The sequence below is a fragment of the Vibrio sp. V01_P9A10T6 genome (genome assembly GCF_963877065.1).
Taxonomy (GTDB): Bacteria; Pseudomonadota; Gammaproteobacteria; order Enterobacterales; family Vibrionaceae; genus Vibrio; species Vibrio anguillarum.
The window spans coordinates 1-12,985 of the sequence record NZ_CAWNTB010000001.1; the positions used below are offsets into that span (position 1 = coordinate 1).

11 protein-coding genes and 1 pseudogene are annotated in these 12,985 nt (G+C 45.3%); 10 read left to right on the plus strand and 2 right to left on the minus strand.

The window, feature by feature from the left end:
* The first annotated feature begins 38 nt into the window (after positions 1-38).
* From AACQ21_RS00005 to luxS, 6 genes are all read left to right on the plus strand, one after another.
* Positions 39-1,169, plus strand: coding sequence for a sodium ion-translocating decarboxylase subunit beta (locus AACQ21_RS00005; RefSeq protein WP_105977532.1), 1,131 nt, complete (start codon positions 39-41; stop codon positions 1,167-1,169).
* Between the two features lie 119 nt (positions 1,170-1,288).
* Positions 1,289-2,239, plus strand: a complete 951-nt coding sequence (locus AACQ21_RS00010; RefSeq protein WP_105977533.1) for an NADP-dependent oxidoreductase — start codon at positions 1,289-1,291, stop codon at positions 2,237-2,239.
* Entirely contained in the window at positions 2,233-2,694 is a 462-nt protein-coding gene (locus tag AACQ21_RS00015; RefSeq protein WP_105977534.1) for a YqaA family protein, read from the plus strand. Before AACQ21_RS00010 ends, AACQ21_RS00015 begins: the two co-directional genes overlap by 7 nt.
* Positions 2,695-2,703: 9 nt before the next feature.
* Positions 2,704-5,559 carry a M16 family metallopeptidase gene (locus AACQ21_RS00020; protein ID WP_105977535.1) on the plus strand — a complete coding sequence of 952 codons (2,856 nt, stop codon included), beginning with the start codon at positions 2,704-2,706 and terminating at the stop codon, positions 5,557-5,559.
* Between the two features lie 102 nt (positions 5,560-5,661).
* Positions 5,662-7,227: a glutamate--cysteine ligase gene (gene gshA, locus AACQ21_RS00025; RefSeq protein ID WP_105977537.1), complete on the plus strand. Its 1,566-nt coding sequence runs from the start codon at positions 5,662-5,664 to the stop codon at positions 7,225-7,227.
* A gap of 64 nt (positions 7,228-7,291) precedes the next feature.
* The gene (luxS, locus tag AACQ21_RS00030) at positions 7,292-7,810 is read left to right on the plus strand and encodes an S-ribosylhomocysteine lyase (protein ID WP_105977536.1); all 519 of its coding nucleotides are present in this window, start codon (positions 7,292-7,294) and stop codon (positions 7,808-7,810) included.
* Between the two features lie 83 nt (positions 7,811-7,893).
* On the opposite strand, the gene AACQ21_RS00035 is transcribed toward luxS, so the two are convergent.
* Positions 7,894-9,168: an HlyC/CorC family transporter gene (locus AACQ21_RS00035; RefSeq protein WP_017046996.1), complete on the minus strand. Its 1,275-nt coding sequence runs from the start codon at positions 9,166-9,168 to the stop codon at positions 7,894-7,896.
* A gap of 83 nt (positions 9,169-9,251) precedes the next feature.
* Positions 9,252-10,046 (minus strand): cytochrome C assembly family protein, encoded by a 795-nt coding sequence (locus AACQ21_RS00040; protein WP_026027563.1) that lies wholly within the window; start codon positions 10,044-10,046, stop codon positions 9,252-9,254.
* A gap of 304 nt (positions 10,047-10,350) precedes the next feature.
* On the opposite strand from AACQ21_RS00040, the gene ffh reads away from it, so the two are divergent.
* The 4 genes and pseudogenes from ffh to AACQ21_RS00060 form a co-directional block, all read left to right on the plus strand.
* Positions 10,351-11,733 carry a signal recognition particle protein gene (gene ffh / locus AACQ21_RS00045; RefSeq protein WP_019281904.1) on the plus strand — a complete coding sequence of 461 codons (1,383 nt, stop codon included), beginning with the start codon at positions 10,351-10,353 and terminating at the stop codon, positions 11,731-11,733.
* A 214-nt stretch (positions 11,734-11,947) separates the two neighbouring features.
* Positions 11,948-12,196 carry a 30S ribosomal protein S16 gene (rpsP, locus tag AACQ21_RS00050; RefSeq protein WP_010319522.1) on the plus strand — a complete coding sequence of 83 codons (249 nt, stop codon included), beginning with the start codon at positions 11,948-11,950 and terminating at the stop codon, positions 12,194-12,196.
* A gap of 29 nt (positions 12,197-12,225) precedes the next feature.
* Positions 12,226-12,780, plus strand: a complete 555-nt coding sequence (gene rimM / locus AACQ21_RS00055) for a ribosome maturation factor RimM (RefSeq protein ID WP_013857691.1) — start codon at positions 12,226-12,228, stop codon at positions 12,778-12,780.
* A 27-nt stretch (positions 12,781-12,807) separates the two neighbouring features.
* Positions 12,808-12,985: pseudogene (locus AACQ21_RS00060) on the plus strand (tRNA (guanosine(37)-N1)-methyltransferase TrmD); the annotation flags it as partial.

Here is a 12,985-nt window from a genome sequence, read left to right on the forward strand (position 1 = left end):
TTGGTGCACCACTGCTGAGCTTAGCATAAGGGAGAACCATGGACGGATTATTGACCTTATGGTCTGAAACAGGGATCGCTAATTTTCAGCTAGGCCAAATCTGCATGATTTTGGTCGGTTGCATTCTGCTGTTTTTGGCTATTCGTAAAGGTTTTGAGCCACTGCTGCTATTGCCGATCGGCTTTGGTGCGATTTTAGCGAATATTCCGAATGCGGGTTTTACCGAACCCGGCGGTCTGCTTTATTACGTTTATCATGTTGGTATTGAGACGGGCGTTTTTCCACTGCTGATTTTTATGGGCGTGGGCGCGATGACCGATTTCGGGGCATTGATTGCAAACCCTAAAACGTTATGGCTAGGTGCGGCCGCTCAGTTTGGTATTTTCGCCACCCTGTTTGGTGCGATATTACTCAACTATGTACCGGGTATGGAATTTACCATGGCCGATGCTGCGTCCATCGCCATCATTGGTGGAGCCGATGGCCCAACCGCTATTTTCCTTGCCAGTAAATTATCGCCGGATTTATTAGGTGCAATCGCTGTGGCCGCTTACAGCTATATGGCATTAGTCCCTATTATTCAGCCGCCGATCATGAAGGCACTCACAACACCCGAAGAGCGAAAAATCAAAATGGCTCAGCTACGCCACGTTGGGAAAACAGAGAAAATACTGTTTCCTTTGGCGGTGCTATTGATGACGATTCTATTTTTACCGTCAGCAACGCCATTAGTGGGAATGTTCTGTCTAGGTAATTTAATGCGTGAATCGGGTGTGGTTGAGCGTCTATCCAAGACAGCGCAAAATGAACTGATCAACATCGTTACTATCTTCTTAGGCTTAGGCGTTGGTTCTAAACTGCAAGCTGATAAGTTTTTGAACTTGGAAACATTAGGTATTTTGGCGCTCGGTGCTATTGCTTTCAGTATTGGTACGGCTGGTGGTGTGTTGATGGCGAAAGTGCTTAATAAATTCTCGAAAGAGGATATTAACCCTCTCATTGGCGCGGCTGGTGTGTCTGCGGTACCGATGGCGGCGCGAGTAGTGAACAAAGTGGGGCTTGAAGCTAATCCACAGAACTTCTTACTGATGCATGCCATGGGGCCAAATGTAGCGGGTGTGCTGGGCTCCGCTGTTGCCGCGGGCGTTCTGCTTGCTCTTGTTGGCTAAGGGCCTAGACGAGCCGATGGTTATTTTGCGAGCTAAAGATTAACCAGAAGCAATAAAATGGTATATATTCAAAGGGATGCTGAGGCATCCCTTTCTTTTTATCAATAGGGAAGTTTGACATGGATAATAAACAGATCGCAATTACTGAGTTTGGTGGACCAGAGGTGCTCGTTATTCAAACCAATGACGTTCCTCAACCTAAAGCTGGCGAAGTGTTAGTGAAAGTGGCTTTTGCTGGTGTAAACCCTATTGATGTAAAAACTCGGGCGGGTCTAGGTTGGGCTGCTGCGCAGAACAAAGATAAGCTGCCATGGGTGCCGGGTTACGATATTTCTGGACAAGTTATTGAGGTGGGTGAAGATAATCGCCGCTTTCAAATTGGAGATAATGTGGCGGGCTTTGTTGGGTTTCCGTTGCGTGGTGGCGGTTACAGCCAATACCTGTGTGTGGCAGAAAGCGAACTCTGCCTTGTTCCTGATGCTGTGACCTTAGAAGCAGCCGCGGTGCTGCCACTGGCAGGGCAAACGGCGGCGCAAGCCCTAAATAAAGCGCAAGTGAAAGAGGGGGATCGCGTATTGATCCTCGCGGGCGCTGGTGGTGTTGGGCACTTAGCGGTACAAATTGCTTTAGCAGCAAAAGCCGAAGTGTATACCACGTGCAGCGAACAAAATTTGGATTATTTAGCGACTCTCGGTGCTCATGCCATTAATTACAATTTTGCTCCTGCTTCACAGCGCTTAGAAGAAGTGGATGTGCTGATTGATTTAGTCGGGGGTGAGGCGGCTCTCGATGCTTTGAAATGCTTGAAAGATCATGCGCGTGTCGTTACTGTTCCGACCCTAAGCGCAGAGCTTATCTGTGAAAAAGCAAAATTACTTGGTTTTGAAGCCACAGGCATATTAGTTGATCCTAATCCTGAACAGCTTGATACCATGCTTTATATGGTCAGCGTTGGCTTATTGAAAACGGAAATTCAAGCTGTTTATCCGATGGTGGAGGTGGCTGCGGCTCATCAACAGATTGAAACGGGCCATACTCGAGGCAAAGTTCTTCTTGATATGAAATGTTAGACATTTTTAGCACCTATTTGGAACCGCTCTCATATTGGTTTGCTGGCTCTGCGCTGTGGGTGCTTTTTTTTAGTGGTTTTCTCAGTGCTACCTTATTACCGGGAAGCTCAGAAGCGAGTTTATTCGCCACATTAAGCCTGAATCAATTTCCCGTATTTTGGGTGATCGCCGTTGCAAGCGCTGGTAATACCCTTGGTGGGCTAACCAACTATTGGCTCGGTATCTGGTTACCTAATCGAACTGAAAGCGAAAAGCACGGTCATAAAGCATTAGCTTGGCTCAATAAATATGGTTATTGGGTCCTCTTATTCAGTTGGCTACCTGTGGTGGGCGATGTGCTTTGTTTGGCCGCAGGTTGGTTACGCATGAGATTTTTACCTACTTTTGTCATGATTTTGATCGGCAAAGCATTGCGTTACATCATGCTTGCCGCTGTATTCTATGGTTTTTTCTAAGGAGCTGTTATGAGAAAAATTTGGCTAGGTGCCCTTTCTCTTATTGCCATTTACGGCTGTTCATCAACGGTCGCACCTATCGCTTTTTTTTCATCATTACCGAAAGGGGTTACCCTGATTGAGCAAGTGGATGCTCAACCAGAAAAAGTGATGATCCCTTATGCTAAATATCAGCTCGATAATGGTCTTATCGTCGTGCTCTCACCGGATGACTCGGATCCTTTAGTACACGTCGACGTTACTTATCATGTTGGTTCGGCGCGTGAAGAGGTTGGAAAATCAGGGTTTGCTCATTTCTTTGAACACATGATGTTTCAAGGAACGGAGCACGTTGGCGATCAAGAACATTTTCGCTTGATCACCGAAGCGGGAGGAACCATGAATGGGAGTACCAACCGTGACCGTACTAATTATTACCAAACCGTGCCTTCAAATCAGCTAGAAAAAGTGTTGTGGCTCGAATCTGATCGGATGGGATTTTTGCTCAACGCGGTTTCTCAACGCAAATTTGAGATCCAACGTGACACAGTAAAAAACGAACGCGCACAAAACTACGACAACCGCCCTTATGGGTTGATGTGGGAAAAAATGGCGGAGACGATGTATGCCGAAGGCCACCCTTATTCATGGCAAACCATCGGTTATGTCGAAGATCTTGATCGAGTGGACGTCAACGATCTTAAAGCGTTTTTCTTACGTTGGTATGGGCCGAATAATGCAGTGCTGACCATTGGCGGCGATATTGATGTTCAGCAAACACTTGAATGGGTTAATCAATATTTTGGCACTATACCGGCAGGCCCAGCCGTTGATAACGCACCTAAACAGCCGGCCCAATTGGCGCAAGATCGTTTCATTACCTTGGAAGATCGCATTCAGCAACCCATGGTTGTGGTGGGCTGGCCGACAGAATATCGCGGTGCTCAAAGTCAAGCCTCGTTAGATGCGCTTGCCAAAGTGTTAGGCAGCGGTACCAATAGTTATCTCTACCAAGCGTTGGTCAAAACTCAAAAAGCCGTTAATGCGGGGGCATTCCAAGATTGTGCCGAACTGGCTTGTACCTTCTATGTTTATGCCATGGCACCTTCGGGTGAAAAAGCTCAGCTTGCTCCTTTGTATCGAGAGTTAATGCAAACGCTCAGTCAGTTTGAACAGCAAGGGGTAGATCAGAGTCGACTTGATCAAATTACCGGTATGGCGGAAGCGAATGCGGTCTTTGCGCTGCAAAGCGTATCTGGAAAAGTGACGCAGCTTGCGTCCAACGAAACGTTTTATGGGCAGCCTGATCGCTTGGAGCAACAATTAGCTCAGATTCATGCGGTCACCCCAGAGTCAATTCAACAGGCTTATCATCGCTTCATTGCTCATCAACATAAGGTTACCTTAAGTGTTGTGCCTAAACATAAAGCCGATCTTGCCGTTCAAAAAGCCAATTTCGTACCACCTAAAAGAGTGCTACCTGAGCATCAAACGATAACCGAAGATCAATTGGCTTATCGCCAGGTTGAAGATCAATTTGATCGCTCAATCATGCCTTCTGTGGCAAAAGGTGTGAAAGCACAAATGCCCACATTGTACGAACTCTATTTTGATAACGGTATTGAGTTATTAGCCACACAAACCAGCGAAACGCCTACCGTGCTAATTAATATCAATTTGCCTGCAGGGGAGCGACACGCCGCGCGCGGCAAAGAAGGGTTAGCTAATTTAACCGCTGCGCTGCTTGAAGAAGGGTCAACTCAGCGCTCAGTGGAAGCGATTCAAGCTCAATTAGATACCTTAGGTTCGACTATCAGTGTTACTGCCAATGAGTATTCGACCAGTATTATGGTCTCTAGTTTGAAGAAGAATGTTGCCGCAACATTGGATGTGGTTGAAGAGGTTTTATTTCATCCTGCTTTCAAAGAGAGTGATTTTACACGGCTGAAACAGCAAATGCTGGAAGGGTTGGTTTATCAGCATCAAACACCGGGTTGGCTTGCTTCACAAGCCACTCGTCAAGTGCTGTTTGGCAACTCTATTTTTGCGCGTGCAAGTGAAGGTACTGAGCAATCACTAAACGATTTAACATTAGAAGATGTAAAACGCTTCTATGCGAAACATTACACGCCACATGGTACGCAAATCGTTGTGGTTGGCGACATTTCCAAAAAAGAGGTCGCTAAACAGTTAACCTTTTTAGGGCAGTGGCGCGGTGAAGCTTCTCCTTTGTTACGTCCCCAAGTGGTGAACTCACTGACAGAGCGGAAGATATATCTGGTTGATAAGCCTGATGCGCCGCAGAGCATCGTCCGTTTTGTGCGAAAAGGGTTGCCTTTCGATGCCACTGGCGAGCTTTTTCTCAGCCAACTGGCTAACTTCAATTTAGCGGGCAACTTTAACAGCCGCATTAATCAGAATTTGCGTGAAGATAAAGGCTACACCTATGGCGCTGGGAGTTATTTCGCGAGCAATCGAGAAGTGGGCGCTATCGTTTTCAATGCTCAAGTGCGTGCTGATGCCACTGTAGCTTCAATCGTTGAAATAGAAAAAGAGATGGCAACATTCAGTCAACGTGGCTTAACCGACCAAGAGCTAAAATTTATGCGCCTTGCTGTCGGCCAACAAGATGCACTGACGTATGAAACACCATCACAAAAAGCGCAGTTGCTTAGTAATATTTTGACCTATAGTTTGGATGAAGATTACCTACAGCAACGAAATGAACTGGTAGAAAACGTAAAAAAATCAACGCTCAATAAACTCGCCGCTAAATGGTTTGCACCACAAGAGTATCAAATTATCGTGGTGGGTGATGCGAAAACGTTGAAGCCACAACTTGAAAAATTAGATATTCCCGTAGAAGAGCTTGAAATCATCCGCTAGAGTACACATTTATAGGGGGCAGATTGTTTGCCTCCATTCTACTCTCTTGCTGAGTTAGAGCCGCTTTCATTCGGATCATTCACCTATAAGCGAATCATTATTTTGACTAATTTTGCCGCACGACTTGAACAAGTCACTAAAAAATCAGAAGTGTTTAAGCAGTTTGGCCGAGGCGTTGAGCGTGAAACGTTACGCTATACCCCAGAAGGCTCGTTAGCTCTGACTCCTCATCCAGAAGCACTCGGCAGCGCATTAACCAACCGTTGGATCACCACTGATTTTGCGGAGTCATTGCTTGAATTTATTACACCAGTCTCTCATGACGTGCCGACTTTACTCTCACAACTGGCGGATATTCACCATTTTGCTCAAACCAAATTGGGTGACGAAAAGATGTGGCCGCTTTCTATGCCTTGTTATGTTGGCAGCGAAGATGATATCGAACTGGCGCAATATGGTTCATCGAATACGGGTAAAATGAAAACCCTTTATCGAGAAGGCTTAAAGCGTCGTTACGGCAGCTTAATGCAGATCATTTCTGGCGTGCATTTCAATTTTTCATTTCCAGAATCATTTTGGGATGCCTTGCATGGCGAGCAAACTGAATCCCAGCGTACTGAGACAAAATCGGAAGCCTATTTTGGTGTGATTCGTAATTACTACCGTTTTGGCTGGCTTATTCCCTATTTCTTTGGCGCATCACCTGCGTTATGTTCATCGTTTGTGCGCGGACGTGAAAGCCATCTGCCATTTGAAAATATTGGTAAAACGCTTTATTTGCCTCATGCTACCTCGTTGCGTCTCAGTGATTTAGGTTATACCAATAGCGCGCAAAGTGGTTTGCAAATTGGTTTTAATAGCTTGGATCAATATCTAGAAGGGTTGAATCAGGCGATCCGCACTCCATCAAAAGAGTTTGCAGAACTAGGCGTGTATGTCGGTGGTGAACATCGTCAGCTCAACAGCAATGTTTTGCAGATAGAAAACGAACTCTATGCACCGATCCGTCCTAAGCGTGTGGCCAAAAATGACGAAAAGCCGTCACAAGCGTTAGAGAGAGGCGGAGTCGAATACATCGAAGTTCGTTCGTTAGACGTAAACCCGTTTAGCCCGATTGGTATTACTGAAGATCAAGTGCGTTTTCTCGATCTGTTCCTCACTTGGACCGCTCTTTCAGATTCAGATCCGATGGACAATTGTGAGCTAGCATGTTGGCGAGATAACTGGAACAAAGTGATTTTAGAAGGTCGTAAACCGGGTTTAGAGTTACAAATTGGCTGTCGCGGTGAGAAACTGACGCTGCAAGCGTGGGCGCATAATGTATTCGATGACTTACGCAAAATAGCGCAAGTCATGGATAGCGCTTGTGGTGGCCACGCATACCAAGCCGTATGCGAGAAACTAAGCTCGTGGATTGATAATCCAGAATTAACCTTTTCCGCCCAACTACTTGAACAGACTAAACAGTTTGGCGGGCTCGGTAAGGTGGGTTGTGCATTAGGAGCCGAATACCGACAAGCCAACCTGGCACATCACTATCAAACTTATTCTGAGTCTGTGATGGAAGAGGAAGTGCTGCGTTCTCGAGCCGCTCAGCAACAGATAGAACAACACGATACTCAAAGTTTTGAAGAATTTCTTGAAAGCTATTTTTCGTACCTAAAATGATCTCTCGATCATAATCTAACATTGATAGGCAGAGCATCGCTCTTTGCCAAATAAGGAGAAAGCAATGCCATTACTCGACAGTTTTACTGTAGATCACACTCGTATGCATGCGCCTGCGGTACGTGTGGCAAAAAATATGCAGACGCCTAAAGGGGATACAATCACCGTATTTGATCTCCGTTTTACTGCTCCAAACAAAGATATTCTTTCAGAAAAAGGGATCCACACTTTAGAGCATTTATACGCTGGTTTTATGCGTGCGCACCTAAATGGTCATGATGTAGAAATCATCGACATCTCACCTATGGGCTGCCGTACAGGTTTTTACATGAGTTTGATTGGCGCGCCAACAGAAGCGCAAGTGGCGCAAGCGTGGTTAGCGGCGATGCATGATGTGCTAAAAGTAGAGAGCCAAGATCAGATCCCTGAACTAAACGAATACCAATGTGGTACAGCCTCAATGCACTCGTTAACAGAAGCTAAAGAGATTGCTCAATCGATTATCACGGCAGGCATTGCGGTGAATAAAAATGATGAGCTTGCTTTACCTGAGTCGATGCTCAAAGAGCTGAAAGTGGATTAAAGATCGCCAGATCTGTCCCTTTAAAAACAAAAAGCTTGGCAGTGACCAAGCTTTTTTTCTTTCTTTTATGCAGTGACTGGCGATTAATGTTTTTTGGTTTTACGTGGAAAGACTTTAACCTGCTTAATGCGGTTTTCTTCTACATCTACAATCTCCATCGCATGGCCAGAAACTTTGACACTTAAATGGCTACTTGGAATATCTTCAAGGTGCTCCAAAAGTAAACCGTTTAAGGTTCTTGGGCCCGTCGTTGGCAGTTTCCACTTCAGCCCTTTGTTAATGTCACGGATATTTGCGCTGCCATCAATCAAGAAGCTTCCATCACTTTGTGGTGTAATTTCATCGGCTAAGCTTGGTGCCATTGAGGTGGTGAATTCCCCCACAATCTCTTCGAGAATATCTTCAACAGTGATCAAGCCATTGATATCACCATATTCATCAACGATTAGGCCAATCCGCTCTTTGTTGCGTTGGAATTTAAGTAATTGTACGTTGAGCGGTGTGCCTTCCGGGATGAAGTAGACTTCATCAGCGGCACGTAAAATCATCTCTTTATTGAACTCTTTTTTTTCCAACATCAAACGAGAAGCATCACGAAGGCGCAATATGCCCACCGCTTCATCAATTTTGTCTCGGTAAAGCACCACGCGTCCGTGTGGCGAGTGAGTTAACTGACGCACGATAGATTTCCAATCATCGTTAATATTGATACCAGTAATTTCGTTACGTGGGATCATGATGTCGTTCACCGTAACATGTTCGAGATCGAGAATGGAAAGCAGCATATCTTGGTGGCGACGAGGAATAAGACCACCCGCTTCGTTGACGACGGTTCTCAACTCTTCAGAGCTTAGATGATCCTCCGCCCCATGCTTGGCCTTAAGGCCTAGTAAGCGGATGAAACCATTGGTAATGAAGTTAATGAACATCACCAATGGTGACAATATCTTCATTAAGAAGGTCAGTAAGATGCTGCTGGCGTAAGAGACGCGTTCAGGGTAAAGCGCTGCTAATGTTTTTGGCGTCACTTCAGCAAAAACCAGAACGACCAACGTCAGCGCACCAGTGGCAATGGCCACTCCTAGATCCCCATAAAGGCGCATACCAATAATAGTGGCAATTGCAGAAGCTAAAATATTGACTAGGTTGTTGCCAATGAGTATCAAACCAATGAGGCGATCTGGACGATCAAGCAGTTTTTCAACACGCTTTGCACCTTTGTGGCCGGTATTGGCTAAGTGCTTTAAGCGGTAGCGGTTCAAAGACATCATGCCGGTTTCTGAACCTGAAAAATAAGCCGAAATTACGATGAGACCCGCGAGTAGTGCAAACAATATACCCGTTGAAATGTCGTCCAAAACGTGGTTTTTCCTTATAAATAGTGTGATTAAGTAATGATCTAATTAAATGAATGTGTCAATACGCTATCAAACGTGTTGAGTTAGCTCAAAATGATTTCTTTTACAAAACGGCTACCAAAGTAGGCCAGTGTGAGTAAGGTTGCACCAGCGACAGCAAACCAAGTCACTTTTCTACCGCGCCAACCTTTTCGGTAATGTCCCCACAACAATACAGAATAGACAACCCAAGCAATGAAAGACAAAATGCCTTTATGCGCTTTGCCTTGAGCAAACATATCACCGACAAAATCAAAACCAGTAATCAAGGTACCAGTAAGTAATACGTTACCTATCAAGATGATTTTAAACAGTTGCCTTTCTACCATCAGTAGTGGTGGCAAATTGGGGTTGATGGTTAGCATCTTCTTTTTCTTTAGTTTGTAGTCCAGCCAAGCCAATTGCAAAGCGTAGAGTGCGCCAATCGAAAGGGTTGAATACGAAAATAGTGCTAGAGAAATATGCAACAACAGTGGCGGATTGTTTTCTAAGTGAGTCATGAACATGCTGGGAAGAAATGAGGCGGCGCTGACGTTGATCGCGGCGAAGCTGTACACCACCGGCAACAGAAACCACAAGCGCGTTTTTAACATCGCAATGCTCATCACCAGTGAGATGATAAAGCTTATCAATGATGCCACATTGAGCATACTGAGGTTTTGCCCATTAGCGTTGAAGATTAAATCACTCAGTAACCACGCATGAAAAGCCAGCGCCAGTGCTGAACTGAACAATACTGTCTGCGCACGAATCCCAGTTTGATTAACTAAGCCTGGAATAATGGTCGCTATGGATAAAAAATACAAAATAGTGGCGACTATTGCGATTAAGTTTTCCATACTTCTTACAAAATGGTGGCTGAATTGGCGAATTATACCTTGCATCACGATAATGAGCTACGTTGGATACCGATTGATTTGACATATACCCACCTTAGTTGAGGTCATGGTGCAAATAATTAACAGGATGAAGGTTTTTATTCGATAAATCGCAGAGATAACTCTTTTTGCCCCCCCTGTGTTGGGACCCAATGTTACGTTTACGGGTTTAAGTCGCTTATCGCGAAGCGTCAATGGGTATGACTATTAGATTGGCTAAGGTATACTGACCCCAATTAATCGCCGAACTAGCGAAGAGACAACGATGTTTGAAAATTTAACGGATCGACTATCCAAGACGCTGAAAAATATCAGCGGCAAAGGCCGTCTCACCGAAGACAATATTAAAGAAACCCTACGCGAAGTGCGCATGGCGCTGCTTGAAGCGGACGTGGCACTGCCTGTAGTGCGTGATTTTGTCGCGCGCGTTAAAGAGGGCGCAGTGGGTGTTGAGGTGTCTAAATCGCTGACACCGGGGCAAGAGTTCATCAAGATTGTTCAAGCGCAGCTTGAAGCGGTAATGGGCGAATCCAACGAAGCGCTGAACCTTGCCGCCCAGCCGCCAGCAGTGATTTTAATGGCGGGTTTACAAGGCGCGGGTAAAACCACCAGTGTTGGTAAGCTTGCTAAGCTGCTTAAAGAACGCGATAAAAAGAAAGTACTGGTGGTTTCGGCTGACGTTTATCGCCCAGCGGCGATAAAACAGCTTGAAACGCTAGCTAACGATCTGGACGTTGAATTTTTTCCTTCTTCAGCCGACCAAAAACCGATTGATATCGCCAATGCGGCCATTGACCATGCGAAGAAGAAATTCTTCGATGTGCTGATTGTCGACACTGCAGGCCGTCTTGCTATTGATGAACTGATGATGGCAGAGATCCAAGATCTGCATGCGGCGATTAATCCGATTGAAACATTGTTCGTTGTGGATGCCATGACGGGGCAAGATGCCGCGAACACCGCAAAAGCCTTTGGTGATGCGCTGCCGTTAACGGGGGTTATCTTAACCAAAGTTGATGGTGATGCTCGAGGTGGTGCCGCACTTTCCGTTCGTCATATCACCGGTAAACCGATTAAATTCTTAGGGGTCGGTGAAAAAACTGACGCGCTCGAGCCTTTCCATCCTGATCGTATTGCATCACGCATATTGGGAATGGGCGATGTTCTCTCATTAATTGAAGATCTACAACGTAATGTTGATCACGAGCAAGCAGAACGCCTAGCTAAAAAATTCAAGGAAAAGAAAGGATTTGATTTAGAAGATTTCCGCGAACAGCTCGGGCAAATGCAGAATATGGGCGGCATGATGGGCATGCTCGATAAACTGCCCGGCATGGCAAACCTACCAGCCAACGTGAAAGACAAGGTCGATGATAAGATGTTCAAGCAGATGGAAGCGATCATCTGTTCGATGACCATGCACGAGCGCCAGCACCCAGACATGATAAAAGGTTCACGTAAAAAACGTATCGCGACGGGTTCTGGCACCCAAGTACAAGATGTTAACCGCTTACTGAAACAGTTCACCCAAATGCAGAAAATGATGAAAAAAATGCAGAAAGGTGGCATGAAAGGCATGATGCGTAATATGCAAGGCATGATGGGCGGAATGGGTGGCATGGGCGGCGGCGGTTTCTTTGGCCGTTAACCTAACTCATTGCGATGCTTAAAATTTACTAAAGCGTGATGCTCATCACTGCAAAAGCATAATGCTTCTGCTGGTGAAAAAATAGCTAAACCCCTTGCAAAGCCTCGGAATAAGAGTAAAATTCCGAGGCTTTATTTTGGCACGAGACCCCAGACTGTTTTTCGTAAATGGTTTTTGGGGTTAATTTTATTATTGAGAAAGCAAAGAGGACGACATGGTAACCATTCGTTTGGCACGTCACGGCGCTAAAAAGCGTCCATTTTATCAAATCGTAGTTGCGGATAGCCGTAACGCAGTAACTGGCCGTTTCATCGAGAAAGTAGGTTTCTTTAATCCTACGGCTACTGGCCAAGAAGAAGGCCTACGTGTTGATCTAGATCGCGTTAACCATTGGGTTGGTCAAGGCGCATCTCTATCTGATCGCGTAGCTAAGCTAGTAAAAGACGCTCAAAAAGCGGCTTAATTCTTACTTTTATAGAAGAACATTAGCTTATGTCGATGAAAGGTAAAGAAACAATGAGCAAAGAAAACGAAAAGATTGTTATGGGCAAGTTTGGTGCTACCTATGGCATTCGTGGCTGGCTCAAAGTTTTTTCCTACACAGACGAAGCTGAAAGTATTTTTGATTACAGCCCTTGGTTTATTAACCAAAAAGGCCAGTGGATCGAGTACAAAGTAGAGAGTTGGAAGCGCCATGGTAAGAGTATGGTGGTAAAACTTGAAGGTTTAGATGTTCGAGAAGACGCACATCTACTCACCAACTTTGAAATTGCTATTGATCCCGCATCATTACCAGAATTGTCAGCAGATGAATTCTACTGGCGTGAATTGTTCGGTATGCAAGTTATTACCACTAAGGGGTATAACCTTGGTGAGGTCACTGACCTATTAGAAACTGGCTCCAACGATGTTCTGGTTGTGAAAGCGAATTTGAAAGATGCTTTTGGCCAAAAGGAACGGTTGGTACCGTACCTTGAAGAGCAAGTGATCAAGAATGTTGATCGCGAAGCTCGACGGATCGAAGTTGACTGGGATCCGGCATTCTAACTCTAAAATTTCAGAGCGAGAGAACACATGTGGGTTGGCGTTATAAGCCTATTTCCTGAAATGTTCCGTTCTGTTACTGATTTTGGAGTAACAGGTCAAGCGGTTAAAAAAGGTTTGCTGTCTATTGAAGCTTGGAATCCTCGAGATTTCACTCATGACAAACATCGCACCGTCGATGACAGACCTTACGGTGGTGGTCCTGGAA